General features: G+C 46.6%; 20 protein-coding genes. 10 read left to right on the top strand and 10 right to left on the bottom strand.

What is annotated here, in order from left to right; translation table 11 throughout:
• Positions 1–54: 54 nt before the first annotated feature.
• From BM318_RS09555 to BM318_RS09540, 4 genes are read left to right on the top strand one after another with little or no spacing between them, the layout of a single operon-like run.
• Positions 55–1,380: a dicarboxylate/amino acid:cation symporter gene (locus tag BM318_RS09555; RefSeq protein WP_092982396.1), complete on the top strand. Its 1,326-nt coding sequence runs from the start codon at positions 55–57 to the stop codon at positions 1,378–1,380.
• 5 nt (positions 1,381–1,385) lie between these two features.
• A complete protein-coding gene (gene gshB, locus BM318_RS09550; protein WP_092982395.1) occupies positions 1,386–2,417 on the top strand; it encodes a glutathione synthase in 1,032 nt (343 codons plus the stop codon).
• 24 nt (positions 2,418–2,441) lie between these two features.
• Positions 2,442–3,269, top strand: a complete 828-nt coding sequence (locus BM318_RS09545) for an N-formylglutamate amidohydrolase (protein WP_092982394.1) — start codon at positions 2,442–2,444, stop codon at positions 3,267–3,269.
• Between the two features lie 25 nt (positions 3,270–3,294).
• Positions 3,295–4,467: a peptidase MATCAP family protein gene (locus BM318_RS09540; protein ID WP_092982393.1), complete on the top strand. Its 1,173-nt coding sequence runs from the start codon at positions 3,295–3,297 to the stop codon at positions 4,465–4,467.
• A gap of 16 nt (positions 4,468–4,483) precedes the next feature.
• On the opposite strand, the gene BM318_RS09535 is transcribed toward BM318_RS09540, so the two are convergent.
• From BM318_RS09535 to BM318_RS14430, 4 genes are all read right to left on the bottom strand, one after another.
• The gene (locus BM318_RS09535) at positions 4,484–5,515 is read right to left on the bottom strand and encodes a S41 family peptidase (RefSeq protein WP_245759799.1); all 1,032 of its coding nucleotides are present in this window, start codon (positions 5,513–5,515) and stop codon (positions 4,484–4,486) included.
• Positions 5,516–5,574: 59 nt separating this feature from the next.
• The gene (locus BM318_RS09530) at positions 5,575–5,997 is read right to left on the bottom strand and encodes a thiol-disulfide oxidoreductase DCC family protein (RefSeq protein ID WP_092982391.1); all 423 of its coding nucleotides are present in this window, start codon (positions 5,995–5,997) and stop codon (positions 5,575–5,577) included.
• Between the two features lie 79 nt (positions 5,998–6,076).
• Complete coding sequence (locus tag BM318_RS09525; protein WP_177218291.1) at positions 6,077–7,789, bottom strand: tetratricopeptide repeat protein; 1,713 nt, start codon at positions 7,787–7,789, stop codon at positions 6,077–6,079.
• 11 nt (positions 7,790–7,800) lie between these two features.
• Complete coding sequence (locus BM318_RS14430) at positions 7,801–9,684, bottom strand: tetratricopeptide repeat protein (RefSeq protein WP_177218290.1); 1,884 nt, start codon at positions 9,682–9,684, stop codon at positions 7,801–7,803.
• Positions 9,685–10,060: 376 nt separating this feature from the next.
• On the opposite strand from BM318_RS14430, the gene BM318_RS09515 reads away from it, so the two are divergent.
• The 4 genes from BM318_RS09515 to BM318_RS09500 all read left to right on the top strand — a co-directional run bounded on the left by BM318_RS09515 (position 10,061) and on the right by BM318_RS09500 (position 13,710).
• On the top strand, positions 10,061–10,558 hold the full coding sequence (locus BM318_RS09515) for a hypothetical protein (protein ID WP_143099958.1): 498 nt from the start codon (positions 10,061–10,063) through the stop codon (positions 10,556–10,558).
• A 95-nt stretch (positions 10,559–10,653) separates the two neighbouring features.
• Positions 10,654–11,139: a T9SS type A sorting domain-containing protein gene (locus tag BM318_RS09510; protein WP_092982387.1), complete on the top strand. Its 486-nt coding sequence runs from the start codon at positions 10,654–10,656 to the stop codon at positions 11,137–11,139.
• Positions 11,136–11,792 carry an outer membrane beta-barrel protein gene (locus tag BM318_RS09505; RefSeq protein WP_143099957.1) on the top strand — a complete coding sequence of 219 codons (657 nt, stop codon included), beginning with the start codon at positions 11,136–11,138 and terminating at the stop codon, positions 11,790–11,792. The genes BM318_RS09510 and BM318_RS09505 overlap by 4 nt, the downstream gene beginning before the upstream one ends.
• Before the next feature lies 1 nt (position 11,793).
• Entirely contained in the window at positions 11,794–13,710 is a 1,917-nt protein-coding gene (locus BM318_RS09500) for a hypothetical protein (RefSeq protein WP_092982385.1), read from the top strand.
• Between the two features lie 36 nt (positions 13,711–13,746).
• On the opposite strand, the gene BM318_RS09495 is transcribed toward BM318_RS09500, so the two are convergent.
• Positions 13,747–15,948 carry an endonuclease MutS2 gene (locus tag BM318_RS09495; protein WP_245759798.1) on the bottom strand — a complete coding sequence of 734 codons (2,202 nt, stop codon included), beginning with the start codon at positions 15,946–15,948 and terminating at the stop codon, positions 13,747–13,749.
• A gap of 50 nt (positions 15,949–15,998) precedes the next feature.
• Between BM318_RS09495 and ung the strand changes: the two genes are divergently transcribed.
• The gene (gene ung / locus BM318_RS09490) at positions 15,999–16,664 is read left to right on the top strand and encodes a uracil-DNA glycosylase (protein ID WP_092982383.1); all 666 of its coding nucleotides are present in this window, start codon (positions 15,999–16,001) and stop codon (positions 16,662–16,664) included.
• A gap of 7 nt (positions 16,665–16,671) precedes the next feature.
• Here the strand turns inward: ung and BM318_RS09485 are convergent, their stop codons facing one another.
• From BM318_RS09485 to BM318_RS09465, 5 genes are all read right to left on the bottom strand, one after another.
• On the bottom strand, positions 16,672–17,517 hold the full coding sequence (locus tag BM318_RS09485; protein ID WP_092982382.1) for a substrate-binding domain-containing protein: 846 nt from the start codon (positions 17,515–17,517) through the stop codon (positions 16,672–16,674).
• A gap of 4 nt (positions 17,518–17,521) precedes the next feature.
• Entirely contained in the window at positions 17,522–18,409 is an 888-nt protein-coding gene (locus BM318_RS09480) for a nucleoside phosphorylase (RefSeq protein ID WP_092982381.1), read from the bottom strand.
• A gap of 1 nt (position 18,410) precedes the next feature.
• Positions 18,411–19,343: a DUF1835 domain-containing protein gene (locus tag BM318_RS09475; protein ID WP_092982380.1), complete on the bottom strand. Its 933-nt coding sequence runs from the start codon at positions 19,341–19,343 to the stop codon at positions 18,411–18,413.
• A gap of 81 nt (positions 19,344–19,424) precedes the next feature.
• Entirely contained in the window at positions 19,425–19,757 is a 333-nt protein-coding gene (locus tag BM318_RS09470) for a translation initiation factor (RefSeq protein WP_092982379.1), read from the bottom strand.
• Between the two features lie 12 nt (positions 19,758–19,769).
• Complete coding sequence (locus BM318_RS09465) at positions 19,770–20,720, bottom strand: isopenicillin N synthase family dioxygenase (RefSeq protein ID WP_092983476.1); 951 nt, start codon at positions 20,718–20,720, stop codon at positions 19,770–19,772.
• Positions 20,721–20,826: 106 nt separating this feature from the next.
• Here BM318_RS09465 and BM318_RS09460 point away from each other — a divergent pair, with 106 nt between their 5' ends.
• Positions 20,827–22,803: an alpha-ketoacid dehydrogenase subunit alpha/beta gene (locus BM318_RS09460; protein ID WP_245759797.1), complete on the top strand. Its 1,977-nt coding sequence runs from the start codon at positions 20,827–20,829 to the stop codon at positions 22,801–22,803.
• Positions 22,804–22,874 lie beyond the last annotated feature (71 nt).

Here is a 22,874-nt window from a genome sequence, read left to right as displayed (position 1 = left end):
CGTGAATTGGGGCAAGTCTGCCCAAAATAGTATCTTCCAAATCAAATCAGCCACATGAAAAAACTCGAATTACACTGGCAAATTCTGATCGGGATGCTCCTGGGGATCGTTTTCGGATTTGTTATGACCTACCCCGACTGGGGCGCAGGTTTTGTACAGGATTGGATCAATCCATTCGGCACCATCTTCGTAAAGTTGCTCAAACTTATTGCCATTCCCCTTATCCTCGCTTCGCTCATCAAGGGAATTTCCGATTTAAAAGATATCAGCAAGTTTCGGAACATTGGGTTGCGTACCATAGGCATTTACATCGTAACGACGGTTGTGGCCATTAGCCTCGGCTTGATTTTGGTAAACATTCTCAAACCTGGCGACGGCATATCTGAAGATACCATTGCCAAGCTCACAGAAACCTATGCCTCGGATTCCGGGGTAACATCCAAATTGGAAGAGGCGAGTCGCCAAAAAGATAGTGGCCCTTTACAATTTCTGGTCGATATGGTTCCCGATAACGCATTTCGCGCCGTTAGTGACAATGGCCTGATGTTGCAGGTAATTGTATTTACTATGCTCTTTGGTATTAGCCTGCTACTGATCGGGGAGGAAGCTGCAAAACCCCTGAAAAAATTCTTTGATTCCCTGAACGATGTGGTGCTGAAAATGGTAGACCTCATCATGCTTACCGCTCCCTTTGCCGTTTTTGCCTTATTGGCGAATGTGGTGGTGTCTTCAGGTGACCCGGATTTATTGTTAGCCCTATTGAAATATTCAGGAGTGGTAGTACTCGGCTTGCTGCTCATGATTGTCTTTTACAGCATTGTGGTTTCTTCTTTTACCCGATATAATCCGATCAAGTTCCTCAGAAAGATTTCCCCGGCACAATTGCTGGCCTTTTCCACCAGCTCCAGTGCGGCAACACTTCCCGTTACCATGGAGCGCGTAGAAGAGCATATCGGGGTAGATAAGGAAGTTTCGAGCTTTGTACTCCCGGTAGGTGCTACCATTAATATGGACGGTACCAGTTTGTATCAGGGTGTGGCTGCGGTATTTATCGCCCAGGCGCTTGGCTTTGATCTTTCGCTGGGAGGACAACTAACAATCATACTCACAGCATTACTGGCTTCCATTGGTTCCGCAGCGGTTCCCGGTGCGGGAATGGTAATGCTGGTCATCGTTTTGGAATCGATCAACTTTCCGGCTGATAAGCTGGCCATAGGGCTGGCACTGATCTTTGCGGTAGACAGGCCTTTGGACATGTGCCGTACGGTGGTCAATGTTACCGGGGATGCTACGGTTTCTATGCTGGTAGCTAAATCTGTAGGGAAATTGGGAAAACCCAGGGTTAAAAACTGGGACGATCATTTGGACGAAGTAATTTAGATAGCATGAATATCTGTTTTTTAATGTATCCCTGGGAAGAAATCGACCCGGACAACGATACCAGCCTGGCACTGATTCATGAATGCGTACGCCGAAAGCATGGCGTTGCGCTCTGCAGCCCTGCGAATCTGACCATTCGCAACAGCGTTACCAGTGCGTTTTGTACCGTAGTCAACAAAATGGAAAAGGTTCCGGCCAGCCTGAAATCTTTTTACAAGAAAGCGGAAACCCGGGAGGAAATGTTGCCGCTTGCCGGATTTGATGTCATCTTTATGCGAGCCAACCCACCGCTGGATCCGTTGATGCTCAATTTCCTGGATTCTGTAAAAGACGATGTGTTTATCGTGAATTCCCTGCAAGGGATGCGCGAAGCAAATAACAAACTCTACACGGCTGCGTTCGGAGATACCCACAGCAATATTATTCCCAATACCCACGTATCCAAGAATAAAAAGTATCTGATCAAGCAGATCAATGAGTCCAAATCGGACAAGATGATTCTCAAGCCCCTCAATGGTTTTGGGGGTAGTGGAGTAATCCTCATTGAAAAGTCGGCGATGTCCAATATCAATTCCCTGCTCGACTTTTACATCACCAATAGCGACGGTACTTCGAATTATGTGATCCTTCAGGATTTTATCGAAGGAGCCGAACAGGGCGATGTCCGAATCCTTTTACTCAATGGGGAGCCCATAGGGGCCATGCGACGTATCCCCGGTTCAGGTGATCACCGCTCCAACGTTTCGGCCGGAGGAACGGTAGCCAAGCATACCATGACCAAAGCCGAAAAGGCGCTCTGCAAGCAAATAGGCCCGAAGCTGGTCAACGACGGACTCTACTTTGTGGGTATCGATGTTATCGGGGGTAAACTTGTAGAGGTCAATGTCATGTCTCCCGGAGGAATAACTTACATGAATAAAGTCTACAAGACCAAGATCCAACAAAAGGTTATCGATTTTATCGAGAGTAAGGTAATGGACCGCTTGCAGGCGTTCGACAGATTATCGCGCCTGCGCAAGGAGGTGGAAGAGGCTTAATATCATCTATAATTAGGCTATTTCATGATTCGCTGTACTCCAGAAGATATGATTCGGATGATTCAGGGCGGCATCCCCTTTGAAGCCGTGTCCGATGATTATTCCTTCCAACTGAAAATTGAACACTACGCCCCATATATGTGTGGCGCGGTACACGACGGGAATCAGTTTCGAAAGTCTTTATGGGCCAATTGTACCCATACCGCCTACGAACGTTGGTACGAAGAAGATCCGTGCACCCGTGAAATGGTACTGGACCATCCGATTGTTATCTCAGGACTCGATAGTCGTTTTGAGTATGACCTCAACAGGGGCCCGGACACCTGTATTTTTGAGGATGCCTGGGGAAAACAACTCTGGCATAAACCGCTTTCTGAATCCGAAAGAGCGATAAGCCTGAACAAACACAAACGCTTCTACGAAGTTGTTCATGCCCTGGTTACCAAGCTGGAGGAAATACACGGAATGGTTCTGGTTATTGATATGCATAGCTACAACTGGAAACGCTGGGATCGGGAAGTACCTACCTGGAATTTGGGAACCTCCCGAATAGACCAGGAACGATTTGGGGCGCTGGCCGAATCCTGGAGTGCGCGTTTAGGAGGCATAAGCCTTCCCAATGGTATCGCCCAGACATCCCTGATCAACGATGTCTTTCACGGCAGGGGCTATTTCCTGGGCTACATCACAGAGCACTTCGAGCAGACCCTTGTCCTTGCAACAGAAATCTCTAAGGTGTATTGCGACGAACTAACCGGGATTATTTATCCCGAAGTTGTCCGGGCAGTGCGCAGCGCGTTCCGGGAATTAATACCTTTGCAGCTTCAGGAATTTCAACAGCGTTTCAATTAGGAACCCATCCCTGCAGCATTATATTATGACTGAGGCAAGCCTTCATCCCGATCTTCAATCCAAATATTCCAAGGTTCTGGAAATCGATGCCCATTTGGATCGTCTCGTGCATCGCATTGAACTGTTGCAGTATATCAACCCACTGAATACTGAAAAGGAGAAGCAGCGTTTCTTCGCTTCAAAGTATACGGAAGAACCACATTTTAAGTATCCCAAACTAAAGTTCGACCCGTATAAATTACACCGGTTGTTTTTCTCCCACCGCCTGGATCGTATTGAGGACGATGTAATCCGGGAACTCTATAAGGATGTCATTTATTTCTACGGAAATATGGTCCAGTGTATTGAGACTATTGGCAGCCAAAAACGATTTTATTACAATTCCCTAAGGGTATATGGGACACCCAGGGAACGCGATGTCGAAAATGCGCGCTTTATCCTGCACTTCGACGATGAGCCGGATTCCCTGGCTATGGAAAAACGCCACAGCCCTGATTATGCCGTGGCGTATTTCGAAAAGTTTGCTAAGGACTATGACTTCCCCCTGAATATTCGATTCTCGACACATATGTCGGCCGAGGCCATGGTGAGTAATAGCAGCCGGAGCTTACTGATTAAGCGGAATGCTAAATTCAGCGACAACCAGTTGCTGACTCTGGCCCATCACGAAATAGGCATTCACTTACTCACTACTTATAATGGGCTTACCCAGCCTTTAAAGATATTCTCCAATGGGCTGCCCAAAAACGTGGAGACTCAGGAAGGATTGGCTGTGTTTAGCGAGTATATGGGCGGAGCGCTTACCCTGAAACGCTTAAAGGAGTTGGCCTACAGGGTACTGGCTTCCGATAGCCTGAGCAAAGGATACAGTTTCGCGGATACCTTTGACCTGATTCACAACCAGTACAAGCTCAATCGCGATGCTGCTTTTACCATTACATTACGTGCACACCGGGGAGGTGGATTTACCAAGGACCGCTTGTACCTAAGCGGACTCCGGCGGATCTACCAACGCTATCTGAAGGAAGAACCTATGGACCGCTTGCTTATCGGGAAGGTTAGTCAGGACTACGAGAAGCAGATTGGGTATCTTCAGCAGATTGGACTGGTTACCCCAGGCCCGCACCGTTGCCTGAGCTTCGACAAGAAAAGCAATACCAATACCACCCTGGATTTTATCCTGAATAATCTGAAGTAGGCTTACAGGTCTGTGATCAATTATTTTGGAGGAACGCTACTGCTAAATCTATAATTTCCTCATCGGTAGCGGGAAAGTCAGGTTGAATTTTTTCTCCGAACGCATTTTTTAGTCTGTCAGCTAGGAATACTTGTGTTAAAGCCAAACGGGAGTTGTCACTTAATTGAAAGGTTCCGTTTCCAGTGCTCAACCCACATGTCGGGGTCCCGAAGGAGGAGGTATCCGGCCTGTTGATAAAGGAAATAGCAATGGCCTCTCCTGAACTGGCTGTAGCAACGCTATATAAAACAGCTACTTTTGGGTTTTCGTTGAAGAGAGTATAAGGTTCTTCTAAAGAAAGCACGGGGATATTACCAGTAAATGAAATTCCAGCTTCATAGCTCCAAGAGCGTTCTTCTCCCTCAGGGCCTACAAAATAACCCGCGATACCTTCTCCCAAAATAGGGCCAATCCCTGCGAGCATTGGAAACATATTTCCTCCCGTATTGGGTCGCAAGTCAACAATCCAGCCGATTAAGTCTGGTGAGTCTTTTTCGCGGATAATATTATGGAGATTTTCTGCAAACTCCATTGCCTCAGTACTCTCTGATGAACCAGTAAACCCCCGAACAAAAATATAGCCTATATTATCAGGAATACGATCTAATCCTATCGGATCATTTGGAAAAGGACAGTCTGCTGTTGATGCCGAAATAAACGCCCCATTTCCACGCTCTATGAAACTGTGATTGTCTCCTAACAGTTCTAAGGCTCTTAACATTGAACCTGAACTATAGACCTGATCAATCGTCTGAGCTGCTCCTGCAACTTCAAAAACTTCGTTTCTAAAATCAGTCCAATTTATAGTATTACGATACAAAGCGTTTTCTTCCATAACTTCCAGGACTTCATTCAAATAGTTGCGCGCTTCTGCCGAAATAGTCAGATTCTCAGTTTCATTACCTGGTTCTTCTTCGCTACAAGAAAAGCATAGGAACAGTACAAGTATTAGCTGAAGACATTTATTCATAGCTGCTATTTTTCTTTTAAAATAAGAATTTTCCTTCACTCAAAAGTATAAGAAAGTGATACCTATTCATGAAGAAAATGATCGGGCAGTTTACCTATTTACCTGGAAGCATCCAGAAACTTATTTGCGGTTTCAGGACTGGGGAGCATGCAGGATTCCCTTTTACCATACCACTTGTAGCGATTCCGGGCGATAAAGTCGTACACCACATCGCGTATCGAACGCGGAATCCAGCCGAGCAGCGGCGGCAACCAACGATATCCCTTTAAGTGCCTGGCAATTTCAAGGGCGGCATCGGACTTCAGATAATACGCTACCCCCGGGTCGATAAGGATAATGGAATCTACTTTTTCTGTATCAATTCCCCTAGCTCTCATAAGTGATTCGGCTTCCTGACTTTGTAAGGAGGCCAGCAGGAAAACATCCCCCTTTTCTCGCTTTAAAATACGCTGTACCCAGGTGTTGCAGAGGTTGCATACCCCGTCGAACAGCACCACTTTTTTTCCAGGTAGAATTTCCATGATGCAAAGATAGGGCGGAACATAGAAACAATCCCGTTCTCAGAACTAAGTCCGGAGTTTGGAGAAAAGTAAGTCTAGGTTACAGGGAATTTAGAAATTCGACTAAATCTGTTTCCTGCTCCAGACCAAGTTTCTTTTTCAGTCGGTACTTTGACTTTAGAATGCTATCCGGAAGTACGTTCATGGTTGCGGCAATTTCCTTGGTAGTCAAATTCATTCTTAAGAAGGCAGCCAGACGTATTTCCTTTTCTGTGATTTTATCCGCCAGGGTTTTTAGCTTTTGGTCAAAATCATTGTGAACTTCTGAAAAATAGGTTTTGAAGGTTTCCCAATCGCGATCGCTGGCTTTTTCCTTCTTGAGAAGCATCGCGATGCGCCGGAATTCCATTTTGAACTTTTCCGGGCTTTGTCTCAGGGCTTGTAAGTTCTCCTGGAGTTCCTCAAGGAAGGTATTCTTCTGAACCAGGTGTAAGGTCTGGCTGGCTAGTTCCTTCTTCTTATGTTCAATCTCATTTTGATAGATCTCCTCTTGCTTTTCCCGCGCTATGCGATTCCTTTTAATACGTTGCCTGAAACCGAAAAATAATCCTCCGGCAACCGCCAAAAAGGAGAACATCCCTCCGGCATAGATGGTTTTTTTTAGGGACTCGGCCTTCTTTTGGGCATTTAGCGTCTTTATTTCTTCTTTTTGTAAAGCCAAATCAGCTGCGTTTCTTTCTGACTCATAGCGAATTTCTAAGGCACTGATTTGTTCTGCTCTTTCTTTATTAAAAATCGAATCGTGTTTTTCAAAGTGGACTCTTCGATATTCGTAAGCCTCTTCAAACCGTCCCAGAGCGGCAAGCGCATTGGCGATGTTGATATAATCGCCAACATTTCTGGCGAGGGTGCCTGTTTCTACGGATAGCGCTTGCGCTGTTTGAAAATAAGTCAAAGCGGCGTCATAATTTTCCTCCTTCATGGCCACTTTTCCCAAATTTCTGGTGGTGAGGGCCTCAAACATTTTAAGATTATGACGTTTATTGATTTCATTAGCCCTCAAGTAATTGGCTTTAGCTTTTCCAATATTGTCCATTTGAAAATATAAGGCCCCTAGGGAATTGATTCCCCGGGCTTCATTGCGATGGTCTTCTTTTGAATTATAGTAATCGATTACCTTGAGATATTCGGATTCGGCCTTTTCATATTCACCCATATCCCCATAATTCCCAGCCAAATTTCCTCTTGCAATATATTCCGAGCGTTCTAAGCCATGTTCAATGCTTAATTCCAAAACCTCTTCATAATATTGGGTAGACCGATCCAGGTTCCTCATTTCCATTTGAATGACTCCCAAATTCCCCAAGGATGCAACGATGTCACCTACGGGCATCCCCAGTGCTCTTTTTATTTCCAGCGATTTAAGATGCGTATTGGTAGCCTCTTCGTATTCGCCGAGATATTTTAAGACTACTCCCTGCGTATTCAACACCCGGCTAAGTTCCATTTCCATACCCAAACTGTCGTATAAGGCAATGGAATTCTGTAATGCCTCCCGGGCTTTATAATAATCCGATTTATAGTACTGCGCTAAGCCTTCTGCGCTATATGCCTGGGCGATCAGGGAAGCATCCCCGCTTAGTTTAGCCTCTTGTTCCAGCGAATCTTTGAACAAGGCTGCCTGCTCGGGGTTATTCCGCATGGCGCTTTTAAAGCTTTTATACAGGAAATTAGCGCGGACGGTATCTGCCTTCTGTGCGGAGAGTTGCAAAGAAAACAGGCATAAAACCCAGATATAGTGCTTCGTATTCATAGTTGTTCGTTTCATAAGGAGGCTAAAAACTCGTTTAATTCAGTCTCTTTGTCCAATCCTAATTTCTTTTTAAGGCGATACTTGGATTTTAGAACACTCTCCGGGAGAACATTCATGGTGGCTGCTATTTCCTTGGTGGTCAGATTCATCCTCAAAAAAGCGGCCAGACGAATTTCTTTTTCGCTGATACTATCCGAGAAAGTCTTTAGCTTTTGGTCAAAATCGTTGTGGACTTCTGAAAAGTAGGTTTTGAAGGTTTCCCAATCCCGATCACTGGCTTTTTCTTTTTTTAAAAGCATCGCAATTCGTCGGAATTCCATTTTAAACTTTTCCGGACTTTGCCTGAGCGTCTGCAGGTTTTCCTGTAATTCCTCCAGGAAGGTATTCTTCTGTACCAGATGTAAAGTCTGGCTAGCCAGTTCCTTTTTTTTGTGTTCGATCTCTCTTTTGTAGATCTCTTCTTGTTTTTCGCGGGCAATGCGATTCTTCTTTATCCGCTGGCGGAAGCCAAAAAACAAGAGGCCTGAAATAGCTACAAATGAAACCATGCCACCCGCGTAGAGGCTTTTTGAAAGGCTATCCGCTTTCGACCGCAGCGTTAGTGTTTCAATTTCTTTGGCCTGCAAGACCAGTTTAGCCTCCTTGCGTTCTGTCTCATGCAAGGTGTTTAATTCGGCCATTCTTTGGGCATTTTCTGAATTATAGATCGAATCATTTAGGACTGTGAATTCTTCAAGGGCATCCAGAGATTCTGTTAGCCGCTCCTGACCCTGATATAGCTTGCTCATAAGTCGGTAAGCATCGCGCTGTACTTCGAGGGCATCGGTCTGTTTGGCTTTACGTAGGGCTATTTCGTTATTACTTAAGGCTGCTGAGTAACGTCCAGCTTTAAATTGAAGTTGGGCCAGTGATTGCAGGTAAATTGCACTAGACAATACATTTCCGAGACTGTCGGATAGCGCAATAGCCTGCTGATAATAAGTTGTACTTTGATCGGTGGAGCCATACTTTTCATAATACTTACCCAAGCCAAAGAGCGCATTTTTTTTAAATGAAGGCGCATTAAGCTCCTCCGAAATGGACAGGCTTAGTTGTAGGGCTTCCAAGGCGTCATTTTTTCTTGCTGCTTTATTGAGTAGCATATAAGCGTAATTGTTTAGGGCCTGACTGAGAAAATGCTGATTATTCGATTCTTTAAATGCTTCGATAGCATTCGCTACATACTTGATTGCATTTACAGTATCATTAATTTTCAGATAAGCCCTTGAAATATTGAGTTCAGAGATATTTACATCGGAAGGCCTACCATACTCCTGATACAATTTGTTTGCTTTTAAATGACTTTCGAGCGCAATCCGGTAGTTTGCGCGATCATATTCCATATTCCCTAATAGTTCCAAACAACTGGCAACACCAGCAGAATCCTGAACTCTTTCGAAATTGGCCTGAGCACGCTCATTATAGCTATAAGCACTATCGAATTGGCTCAACAGGCGATGGTTCATGGCTATATTGATTTCCATAGCCGCAGCTGGAGCGTATTCTTCATGTTCATAACTAAGTGCCAGGGCCTTTCCATAATACCAATTCGAGGAATCTAGTTGATCGAAGTAGGAAAATGCTATACCGGTACGTTGGTACCCCGTATGCAAAATGGCAGGGTTATTCAGAGATTTTCCCAGGTTGATTAACCTTTTGGAATAGTCTAATGATTTCTCCACATCATTATTAATATGCGCCCTCCATAAGTTAACCAGAACAGGGGTCTGCGATGAATCTCTGGGAAGACTTTTCAGTAGTTGTTCCAAACTGTCGATCTGTTCCGGGGAACTTCCATATTGTCCAGAGACAACAACGCTGAAACAGAGAAAAAAGAATAATATGAATGAGCGCATAACCAGTATCATTTGGTTTAATCTGGAAAAAAGGTACTAAAACGAGAGGCTAAAAGGAAGGAGCTGCTGGAATTGAAAAATTCATGGATCACTGAATTTGTCCATGTCATACATCCAATCTGTCTTTGATAGTATTTATTTAAAATGTTGTATATCAATGTAATAAAGGGAATTAATTATTAGTTCGTACTTAGTCTGTCCATGGTTTGTTTTTACAAAAAATAAAATGACTGTCCATACTTTGTCCATGGACGAAATTAGGTGCGGGCTGTAGTTGCAAATAGTTTTGAGGAGTTGAATCAATAAAACTATTTCAATTATGAAAACAATTGCTTACTTCAAAAACCGTAAAGATTCCAATTACCTTTTAGCCAGAATGTTCTTATTAGTTCTTCTGATTGTAACTGCTTCTTGTAGTAAGGACGAGGACGAAGAGGTACCGACTCCAGACCCTGATGCACAGTACCGAGTTGAATTGGTTAAAATCCGTGCCACGGATATTTCAGGCGAAGGGAACGACGCGTTGGAAATTTATGGGGAGATCGATGCCTCTCTTAATATCGGGACAACGTCTGATTCACGAGAAATGTGGTCCGCAGACCAGGCAAATAACATCTCCGTAACTGAGAACGATTCTCAGATCATTGGAACAGTGACCTTTACTGTGGGGCCAGACAACGTAAATAGTGCCTCCATCGTGGTAGCAGGAGATCTGTTAGAATTTGATGGGGGTGACTTTGTAGAGGACATGGGCGAAGAATCCACTACTATTTCCCTGTCCTCTATTTCGGGCGCTCAAGAATTCCAACTGACCTTTTCGAATGGTGATGGCGATCAGGTGGTCGAACTCACCTATCGAGTTTCCAAGCTTTAATTCTTGTTTAGTTAATTCTTTGAATTACAGGCAACCGGCCGTTCAGGTAGTTGTAGATTCAACAACTTGATGCCGGTTGTTCTAAAGCAACAACTGTGAAAACGCTTAGATTCCTACTTTTTCTGATACCTCTGACGACCTTAGGTCAGGAAGCCAAACGATTTACCCTAGCCAGTGCAGGCTACAGTACCACAATCGCTGTAGGAGGGGTAAACTACTTCCTGCTTCAAAGCGTCGGACAAGGTAGTGTCATTGCTACGTTTTCCAATGGTCAATCACAGCTGCGCCAGGGCTATATCCAGTCCTTGCCGGTGATACTACTGGGTGGTGACCCAAATGGTCTGGAGGCTGTTATTTGGCCTAACCCTTTTGTAAATGGGGTGGTGGCCCGAATGGAACAAGGCCTTGAGACTCCGGTACAGATGCAATTATTCGACATGTCTGGGCGCTTGATCTACGACCGCGAGTATGAAACAGATGCCCAGCTAAGTATTCCTTTGCTAAATCTCTCTCAGGGCACATATTTTATAAAGCTCATTTCAGATCGCAAAGCTGTAACCCGACAATTGATAAAATTGTGAGACGGCTAATCCTTACGCTTTGTTTTGTGTTCTGCATGTACGGGGCTTCCGCACAGGAATTGTATGCAGAAATTGGGCAGGCCATATCCTCCTTTGCCTATTCCAATTCATCAGGGGGTACGCTAGAGAACCTCAATTCGAAAGCAACCCAATATTTGTCTGCAGGACACACTTTCCTGCTGAAAAAAGATGGCTTAGGAATTCAGCTGGGAGGAAGTATTCGAAATTATGGAGCAATCGGTAGTGATCCGCTGCTCGACAACTACTTTGAATGGGATGTAACCTACGTTGGAATGGATGCGGGACTCAGTTATGAATTCTTCCAGCAACGGGCATTCCGATTTTATTTACGATCCAGTATTTCATTGGAATACCTGCTTCGCGGGACACAGACCTTGAATAATCAGGTGTTCAATCTCTCAGGCGAAGACGAATTTGAAAATATGCTTTTGGTGCCGAGAATTGGTATAGGATTGCGCTATCCCATTTCGAATAAGGCAGCATTAAACCTCACATATACCTACGGGCGCAGTTTCTCACTCACAAATTCCACCCCGCAGGACAACGAACAACTAAACATCAATGTACATCAGATAGGGCTGGGGATTTCCATTTTACTACCCGGCTGCAATTGTGCTTTTAATCGCTATTGATATGAAACATAAAATACTATTTACGCTACTGCTACTCTTCGGCTTTGCCCTGCAGGGTCAGGTCGAGGGGATAACATACCAGGCCGTGCTGGTAGATAATAATCCTGGCGAGATTCCGGGAGTTGATGTTCCTGCAAACAGTGTCCCGGAGCGGGACATTACGGTCCGCTTTAGCATTTTAGAGGCTACAGGGGATATTACATTTCAGGAAATCCAGCCTACACGAACAGATGCCTATGGCACCATTAGCCTCACCATAGGGCAGGGAGAACAAACGGCTGAGAGCATTGTTGTTTTTGAATTAATCAACTGGGATGGTCCAAAAACACTGCAGGTGGATATCGATATACAGGGAGGTCAGAATTTCATTCCATTCAGCAGCCAACCCCTGACGTATGTGCCCTATGTCCGACATAGAAATCTGATTGCAGACGGGGTAACCAATCTGAACAACGATTTTTATGTAAATAATGAGAGTCAGGCCCTTTTGTCCGGGGATCTTATCGTTCAACAAGACACCCGGGTACAAACCTTTACGGCCTTTGAGGAATCCAATTTCAATGGCCGTGTGACCATAGAGGCCCCAATGGCCACAAGCAATCAATCCGATATTGATGCCTATCCGTTGCGAATTACAGGCAGCGATCACGGAATGGCCATTGAGCTCAATGATAGAAATCCTGAGCGCACAACCAATTTTGTATCCTTTTGGGATGGAAATGGTACTCCCGTCGGGAGGATTGAAGGTTTTCAGGCCTTAACCGATGTCAGTCAGAATTTTATTCTGGAGGTTTTGTTTTCCAATGAGCCAGATGTAGACGAGGCCAAAGAACAGGAAGACGACGATACAGCGCCACCAGCGCCAGCGCCCGATGCCTTCGATATTTATCTAAATAATGATTACGGGTTTAATCTGCTGATTGAGTACATCGATTTACTGGAGGCTTCAGCCACGTTCGGGTGGAATTTAGGGGCATGTATCGGAGGGCTAGCTGTTTTAGGGGATTGTGACGACGCTGCCTGGTCTTTTCTTTCACTTATCGTTCAGGGTGTTCAGCTTTCATTGTACATCGATTATCACGATACTAACGTAGGGGTAGCATTTGAATCCGGCGGGGCAGACTACGCAGAATGGCTCCGAAAAGCAGATCCTAAAGAGAGTCTCACCTTTGGCGAAGTTGTAGGCGTGCGTGCCGGTGAGATTTCCACACGCTTCACGGAAGCAGACAGGTTCATGGTAATTTCCAGAAATCCGATCGTTTCCGGAGCAATGCCCAGCAGCGGACAGGAACACCTGTTTAAGCAAGTTGCCTTTATTGGCCAGGTTCCCGTAAAGGTATTGGGGACAGTTAATAAGGGAGACTTCATCCTGCCATCGGGCAATGGGGATGGGCTGGCCATAGCGGTTCCAGCCGGGGCGCTACGCCTTAATGATTACAAACGAATAATCGGGGTTGCCTGGGAGGAGTATAACGGTCCAGAAATGGTATCCTATATCAATACAGCAGTGGGTCTCAACACCAATGAGCTTGCCCTTGAACTGAGCAAAATGCAATTGCTGTTGAATCGCATGCAGGACCATATGTCCACATTGGATCCAAATTTTGAACCGGAATACTTCGATATAAACGCAATTTCTGTGAGCGGGGATAATACTTCTGCGGCTTCACGGACACCTTCCCAGCAAATGATGCAGCAATACGGTTTGGATAAGGGAAATACCGCGGATAAACTAAAGCAAATGCAAGCCATTATGCAGGCGGAAGACCAGGCAACCCCTAATTTCTCTTTCGCGCAAATCCCTTTTCTGGAGGAAGTCCTGGCCAATCCAACGCCTGAGAATATCCAGAAATACACCGAACGCAATGAGAAGGCACTCGAAAAATTAAAAGGGATGATGGCACGAGCCAGAAATTGAGTCAGGAGGGAGCGTTGGGACTATTACCGGGGGTGGCTATTTCCCGGCCTCTACCAATTCCAATTGGTCCAGGCTCGCCTCGGTGGTGAAGATGCCATAATTGACAAGGGCGCGTCCTTTTTCGATTTTGTCAATGCTACCAACGCTTTTGCTATCCTGCAGGCGTACACGATCGCCCACCTTTAAGATGGGACGGGGTTTCGGTTTTTCCTTTTTGGCTTCCCGTGTTTTTTCGACCTTTTTCTTCCGTCGGATTTTGGCAACTTCCTGTTCAGCAGCTTTGCTGGCCTGTTCCTTTTTCTTGCGTTCGGCCTGCTGCGTTTTTGCGGATTGCTTCTTGCGTTTACTATTCTCGGTCTCCACAATACGCAGGAGCTCTGAGATCAACGGGCGTTTCTTCTTGCTTTGGAAATAGGATTCGGCTGCTTTGTCGACTTTGGTTCCCAGGTGAATCATTCGCTGGTTATAGTCGTAGAGTTCCTGGTAGCTGCTGAGTTTGGCCTGGATTTTTTCATTGAGTACTTCCAGGCGTTCCGCTTCGGCCTTGGCCTTCGTTTCTTCCTCCTGTAAGCGGTCTTCCGTACGCCCAAGGTTCGTGCGTTCCTTCTGTAGTTTGGCAATACTGGCGTCAAAGCGCACTTTCCCACGGCTAACCTTTTTCTTGGCCTTATTGATCAGACTGTAAGGGATGCCATTTTTCTGGGCAACCTCAAAAGTAAAGGAGCTCCCGGGTTGGCCCAATTCCAGCTGAAAGGTAGGTTCCAGGGTACGGGAATCAAATAACATGTTTGCATTGGTGGCATGCGGTAATTCATCGGCCAGCGCCTTTAGGTTGGCATAGTGGGTGGTGATTACTCCATAGGCTTCTTGCTCATAAAAATTCTCCAGGAAGGTTTCGGCAAGCGCACCGCCCAATTCAGGATCACTCCCGGTTCCGAACTCATCGATCAGAAACAAGGTCTCGGCATCGCATTTGCGCAGGAAGCGATTCATGTTTTTGAGGCGATAGGAATAGGTGCTCAGGTGATTTTCTATAGATTGATTATCCCCAATATCGGTGAGGACCTGACCAAATAAACAGCAACTGGAACGCTCATGGACGGGGATTAAGATTCCCGCCTGCAGCATGAGTTGTAAAAGACCTATAGTTTTTAAGGTAATGCTCTTCCCACCGGCATTGGGTCCGGAAATCACAATGATCCGATTCTCGGCGTGCAATTCTACGGTTTGCGGCCAGGTCTTTTTCCCGCTTTTGCGATTGCTTTCCAGGAGTAGGGGATGGTAAGCGTCTCTGAGGAATAGCCTTTTGTTTTCATTGATCTCCGGAAGGATTCCGTTGATCACGCGCGCATACCCAGCTTTGGCCGCGCAGACGTCTACTTCGGTCATCACTTCCTGATAGGCAGCCAGCTCTTCCGTATACGGTCGTAACGTTTCCCCCAATTGCCGCAGAATCCTGCGAATCTCCTCAGTTTCTTCCAATTCCAAATGCTGGACTTCCTGTAAGAGGCGCATGGTAGTCTCGGGTTCGATATATACGATGCTACCTGTTTTGGAGGTGCCAAGGACATTGCCCTTGACCTTACGCCTATGCATGGCCTTGACGGCAAGTACCCTTCGGTTTTCCACTAGGGATTCCCGGATATCATCCAGAAAATCTGCTTGCAGATAGCGACTTAAGGCCGAATTAAAACTTTTCTGCAGCTCAGATCGCGCCCGGGCCAGTTGTTTGCGCAAGGTAGCCAGGGTATCTGATGCATCGTTGCGAATTTCCCCGTGTTTATCGATAATCGCACTGATCTGATCTTCGATATCCTGTTGGTGCGTTACCCGGGAAAGCAGCTGTAGCAACTGGGGGTAGTATTCCTGAAATTTCTCAAAAAAGCGCTGATGCGTTCGAACCGTTGCGGTCAATGACTGCAGTCGGCGAAAAGCATCGACCTCGAGAATACTATTGGAAATAGGTAATAATTCCAACGCATCATCTATAGGATCGAACTGGTGGGCTGGAATTCGATTCTCATTTTCAAAGGAGCTTAAATACTCCGCCGTCTGATCGAGGGCCGCCCGTAAGGCTTTTTCACTTCGATAGGGACTCAGTCCCTTTGCCAGTTCTTTTCCAGGCAGTGTACGGCAATAACCAGATACAATGTCCAGTATCCTTGAGAATTCGAGATCCTCAAGGGTTTTCTTACTCACCTGCCTGAATCGTGAAGCCATGGCCGCAAAGTTACGCATTACCAAGGTTTGGCTTCAATGCTTATTTTAGATTTTATTCTGACCCGACCATGGATGTTACCATTTCTGAATCCTGGAAACCCTTACTACAGGAGGAATTCGATGCGCCTTACTTTGCAGAACTCGCCGATTTCGTGCGAAATGAATACCGGAATCACCAATGTTACCCCAGGGGGAAGGACATCTTTGCGGCTTTTGCCCATACCCAGCCGGAGAATCTGAAAGCGGTAATTATTGGTCAGGACCCCTATCACGGACCCGGCCAAGCCCATGGATTATGCTTTTCCGTGCAGGACGGAATAGCCCATCCACCTTCCCTGATCAATATATTTAAGGAATTGCAAACCGATGTGGGCGCTGACTATCCTAAAAGTGGTAACCTGGAGCGTTGGGCCCAACAGGGTGTCTTGCTGTTGAATGCCACCCTTACCGTTCGTGCGGGAAATGCAGGAAGTCATCAGGGCAAGGGATGGGAGCGCTTTACGGATGCGGTGATTAAAAAGATATCGGCATCACAGGACGGGATTATCTTTTTGTTATGGGGAGGGTTTGCGAGAAAAAAGGCTTCCCTTATTGATGCCAGTCGGCATCATTTGCTGCACTCAGGCCATCCTTCCCCCTTAAGTGCAAATCGAGGTTATTGGTTTGGAAACAAGCACTTTAGTAAGTCTAATGAAATCCTCCTATCCAAAGGGCAAGCCCCAATAGACTGGTAGTTTATGTTTATGCCAGCAAATCCTCCGGACTCAGGCGTTTCTTCAACAAATTAAGCTGGTCGAGGATTGCGATGGCTTGCTGCAGTGCTGCTGTAGAAATTTGCTGCTGGCTCCAGGATGTGAGCTTCATCCATTCGCGGATGGCTTCCAATTCTTGCCCATAGGTATTGGAAAGGGTTCGGTCAATACTCGGGATCTCCAAAAATTCTTCCGTATAGGTATTGATTATCCGCAGAACAGACTGGACCAAAGGACGATTCCCGTCCAAAAATTCGCTTCGTCCGGCGATTACAAAACAGGGCCAGGGTGTGGGGCACACCCCAATGCGTCTGAAAATCTGCTGATCTACCAGGGGTTGGGTGGTAAAGCGTTCCCAAAGGAAGTAATCCGCGGTAGCATCAGTAAGTGCCGACACCGCACCGTCTAAGGTATTTACCACTTCGAACTGTAGATCTGCTTCAGACCAATCTTGCTGAGAAGCATTTACGTACGCCATCAAGTGGCTACCGCTTCCAAAACGGCTAATCGCCGCCTTCGTTCCCCGGAGATCTTCAAGGCTTTTATATGGACTATCAGACCCAACATGAATTCCCCAGAGCAGGGGGGAGGCCACGTATAACTGGACAATTTTTGCGTCCAGGCCGTCGGCTACTGCTTTGAGCAGGCCATCCGTGAGGATAATCGCCAGGTCGGCTTCCCCATCGGCGAGCATTTTACTCATTCTACCACTGCCTTCCGGGATATCGGTCCATTGAAGGTCGATCCCCTGTTTGGCAAAAGCACCATCGTCCAGGGCCAGCTGCCAGGGGTAATTAAAATGTTCGGGAACTCCGATTACGCGTATTTGATCCACAGTATTAGGTTGCAAATTTTGAAAGAGCGGTCTCAATAAGCCGATTAATCGTTTGTTCCGGATTCTTTGAAAACGCCCCGGTTATCCGATTAGCCAGGATGGCGCTAATAGACAAGGGTTGGTGTCCGAGCAAATGCGCCATCCCATAGATGCAGGCGGTTTCCATCTCCATATTCAGGATTTGACTTTCACCAAAGCGAAAAGTTTCCAAAGCGTGCATCAGGTTTGGATTCCTGGGATTCAGGCGAAGCATACGTTGTTGCGGCGCATAAAATCCGGGTTGGGTGGTCGTAATCCCGGAGGCTATATCGGGGTCATCGTACTGCTTCATTAGTCCTGAGTCTCCAGCAAAGGCATAGCATTCAGGCATCCATTTTGCTTGCTCAACATGGGCGTTAAAAGCGTTTATTACCGAGGTACTTGAGATCATGTTGGTCCTGGCAGCCGCTGATTGATCATAGAAGTTAAGCAGCCCGTCGAAACCTATAGCCCAGTCGGTCCGGACAATACTGTCTAAAGGCAAATCTCTTTGTATTCCCCCAGAAGTCCCCAAGCGAATGAGCCTGATAGAGCGCAGCTCCTTCTGGATTTCCCGGGTTTCAAAATCAATATTAAATAGCGCGTCGATCTCATTGAGGGCAATATCAATATTACCTGCTCCCATACCTGTCGAGAGTACACTGATTCGCTTCCCGGTCAGGGTTCCAGTATGGGTTACGAATTCCCGATTGGTCTTCGTTAATTCAACCGTATCAAAGTGTCTGGATACTAAGGGAACACGCGCCGGATCTCCCACAAGAAAAACGGTGTCAGCCAGATCTCCAGGGTGCAACGCGAGATGATAGATGGATTGATCGGAACGGAGAATGAGTTCGGAAGGCCCGAGCGGCATACTATAACTTTAAGATGCGATTGGCCTCGGTATTGTAGAGGAAATTATATTTCAGGGCGCCCCCCAGGTAGGATTCGGGATTTCGCAGCTCGGAATAGAAGCTTGTTCTATTCTCCAGCACTTGCTTCCCTTTTTGCGTAAGTCTTGCCGGTTTATAGGATTGAAATAACGGTCTAAGGTTCGTAAGCATACGCTGATACTGGGAATCCCCGTAACCATACCAGCCCTGATTCCTAAGGACCTGGCCAATAAGCGCTTTCTTCGACGCGGGCTTATCTCTTTCTGCGATAGCCAGAATACGATGTTCCATTTCGTTCAGGCCATTGCGGATAGAGGGAAACCGCCGTAAATGCGCTTCAATAGCTGGCTTCAGATATTCGAATTGATAATTTTCGTAATCGGTTAGGTTTTCCAGACGAATCGGATTATCACTGCAATACAATTGCCACACGTAATCGGCGTACTCGATATCGTCCTGGGACAATTCCAGCCGGCTTTCGAACAATTCCCGAATCTCATCATTTTCTAATTCTCCCAGTCCCAACAATACGTCTGAATCGCGCTGGTATCCACTGCATACCAGTGTAATACGGGCATGACGGCGGTGGGTTTTGAGCCAACTAATGACCGCCAACATATTTATCTGGCAAAACAGGTCGTACTCAAACCAAAGAATGATCTCCTCCTGCTGCTTGTGATTACAGAGTGAGCGATATTCCTTTAATGTTTTTTCGATGAACCAGGATTTGGAAACCTTGTAGTTTTTGTGGAGGAATTCAAAACGCGTTTTCCAAAACGTTTCACTCCCCACATTGGTCTCCGTCTTCCCCTCACACAGCATCTCACGCCACGTGATAACGTCCCCTTTAAACTTAAGCTGTTCTAACCTTTGGGTAAAAGCATCCCCGTTAGTAATGTGTAATTGGGAACTCATCGGATGAAGACGTTAGGGGTTTGACCTTTAAAAATAACATTTCGTCGATTAAAACAAAAAAAATTAACACGAGAACTCGCACTAACCTCCAACTCGTTTCACCCGAAAGCCCTGTTTTTGAAGCCATTCCATAATCCGGTCACGATAATCACCCTGAATAATGATTTCTTCGTTTTTAAAGGAGCCTCCAACCCCTAATTCCTTCTTCAACTCCCGGCTGAGTTTCTTAAAATCGGAAGTAGCGCCAGTATACCCAGCCAAAACCGTTACTATACGGCCGTTGCGTTTCTCAAATTTGCATTGGATGGGATCCTCCTGCATCCAGAAATCCGGCCCTTTGTCCTCGGTCTCTTCTGAAGACGCTTCTGGGACATGATCGGGAAACAAGTTCTTTAGCTGATCGGATAGATCCATAGTGGTGCAGGGTTACTTTTTGGTAAGTCCTAATTCCACCAGACGCTCCTGTAGGTAGGCTCCGGCAGTGATATCCTCGAATAACCTGGGATTATCTTCATCTATGCAGTGTTCCAGGCAATTCAGTGGCATCTCGCTGATGGGATGCATGAAAAAGGGGATGGAATACCGGGAAGTGCCCCAAAGTTCCCTCGGAGGGTTTACAACGCGGTGTATCGTCGATTTCAGGCGATTGTTAGAAAGGCGTGATAACATGTCCCCGACATTGATCATCAATTGATCCGGACGGGCAATAGCATCGATCCAGGCACCTTCGTGGTTTTGGACTTGGAGGCCCTTTCCGTGTGCACCCATTAATAAGGTGATCAGATTGATGTCCCCGTGGGCCGCAGCGCGCACTGCATCCTTGGGTTCAGATTCAATAGGAGGGTAGTGGATTGGCCGTAATATGGAATTGCCGTTGTGTATGTAGTTATCGAAATAATGCTCCTCGAGAGACAGGCGTAAGGCCAGGGCCCGAAGTACGTATTGTGCTGTCTTTTCAAGCATTTGGTAGGTTTCCCTTCCCGCCTCGTTAAATTCCGGGACCTCGGTTACGGTTACATTCTCAGGATAGGTAGCCGCTAATTCCGGATCGTCCTCCACATACTGCCCAAAATGCCAGAATTCCTTGAGATCTCCGGCGGTGCGGCCTTTTGCATGTTCCTTCCCGAAAGAAGTATATCCCCGCTGTCCTGCGATTCCGGGAATCTCATATTTCTTTTTAACCTCCTCCGGTAAGGCAAAAAAGCGCTTGACCGAGTCGTAAAGACGTTCGACCAATTCATCAGAGAGGAAATGCCCGCTAAGAGCAACAAATCCGATATTCTCGAAGGCTTCGCCAATTTCCCTGACAAAGCGGGCTTTGTCCTCAGGATTGCCGGAAGTGAATAGCTTTAAATCTACGCTGGGTATCTTATTCATAGGTGGAAAACTTACTCCCTCAAAAGTAAGAAAATAATAGCCTGCTTCTAGCCGATTCCTTAGATTTGAATACGCGAATACAGCCTGGCCCATTAGACCAAAAACAATGGATTATACCCCTTACGAATTCCCAAAAGATACTTTGTTGTCGCTCTACCAGCGCATGTTGCTTCCCAGGATGATCGAGGAAAAAATGCTGATCCTGCTTCGTCAGGGCAAGGTTTCCAAGTGGTTTAGTGGTATTGGGCAGGAAGCCATAGCCGCAGGGGTTACCGCAAGTTTGGAGCCGGATGAATACATTCTTCCGATGCACCGGAATCTCGGGGTATTCACAGGCCGTGATATTCCACTTACCCGGCTTTTCGCGCAATGGCAGGGCAAGGCCGAAGGGTTTACCAAAGGCCGTGATCGAAGCTTTCACTTTGGAACACAGGATTATCGCATTGTGGGTATGATCTCGCACCTGGGACCCCAATTGGGTGTTGCCGATGGTATTGCATTAGCGGATCTGCTCCAAAAGCGAAAAAAAGTTACGGCTGTTTTTACCGGAGAAGGAGGTACGAGCGAGGGGGATTTCCACGAAGCCCTGAATATTGCCTCAGTCTGGCAGTTGCCGGTATTGTTCTGCATTGAGAACAATGGGTATGGACTCTCAACGCCAACCTCAGAACAATATAACTGTGAAAACCTGGCCGATCGTGGAGCTGGCTATGGTATGGAGGCTCATATTATTGACGGAAACAATATCCTTGAGGTATATCAAAAGGTGAGCGAATTGGCAGCCTCAATGCGGGAAAAGCCACGTCCTGTTCTCCTGGAGTTCAAAACCTTCCGCATGCGTGGGCACGAAGAGGCCAGCGGGACCAAGTACGTGCCAGACGAATTAATGGAGGCCTGGGCAGAGCGCGATCCGGTTGAGAACTATGAAAAATTCCTCAAGGAAACCGGTGTTTTGAGTGATATTCTTGAAGTGCGAACCCGTAAGGAATTTACCGAGCGTATTCAGGATTCCCTGGATACTGTTGGGAGTTATGATGCGGTTGAGTTTTCTGAGGAGCAGGAACTCGGGGATGTTTATCGAAGCTTTGATATACAGGAAATCCATCCTGCAGGTAATGCGGCCGAAATACGTTTTGTAGACGCTGTTTCTCAGGGACTACGCCAGGCTATGGAACGCCATGAAAACCTGGTGATCATGGGTCAGGATGTCGCGGAATACGGCGGAGTATTCAAAGTTACAGAAGGTTTTGTAGACGCTTTCGGCAAAGCGCGTGTGCGCAACACGCCCATTTGCGAGTCGGCGGTGGTTTCTGCGGCCATGGGCCTGTCTATCAATAGTATGAAAGCGGTTGTTGAAATGCAATTCGGGGATTTTGTTACCTCCGGGTTCAATCCGATCGTAAACTATTTGGCCAAGTCCCACTATCGTTGGAATCAACAAGCAGACGTGGTTATCCGAATGCCCTGTGGCGCCGGAGTAGGGGCCGGGCCCTTCCATTCTCAAACCAATGAGGCCTGGTTTACCAAAACCCCTGGTCTTAAAGTAGTTTACCCAGCCTTTCCCGCCGATGCCAAGGGATTGCTTACAGCGTCAATTGAGGACCCGAACCCGGTGTTGTTTTTTGAGCACAAAGGATTGTACCGATCCCTTTATGGCCAGGTAGCCGAAGCCTATTATACCATCCCGCTTGGTCAGGCCGCCCGTATCCGGGAAGGCAATCGCCTTAGTCTGATCACTTACGGAGCAGGAGTGCACTGGGCCATGGAAGCCCTGGACGAACTGGAACTTACCGATGTGGACTTAATTGATTTGCGTACCCTTTGCCCCTTAGATATCGATACGGTATTCCACTCTGTACGCCGTTGTGGTAAAGTGCTGCTTCTTCAGGAGGACAGCCTATTTGGGGGGATAACCTCGGATCTATCGGCGCTGATTGCGGAACACTGTTTCGAATCCCTGGATGCGCCTATCCGTCGGGTAGCTTCCCTGGAAACCCCAGTGCCCTTCGCGGGTAATCTGGAAGCCGGATACCTGCCCAAAGCACGATTGCGTGGGGCATTAACGGAGTTACTGGCCTACTAATCCTTCGATAACCCTTCCAGACGAACGGAACAACAAGTTCCGTGTTCTTCATCGAAAATCGGGTGACCTAT

Source organism: Robiginitalea myxolifaciens, from assembly GCF_900115205.1.
In the GTDB taxonomy this organism is placed as follows: domain Bacteria; phylum Bacteroidota; class Bacteroidia; order Flavobacteriales; family Flavobacteriaceae; genus Robiginitalea; species Robiginitalea myxolifaciens.
The sequence above is the reverse complement of the archived record's forward strand: the minus strand, read 5'-3'. Positions and strand labels throughout refer to the sequence as shown.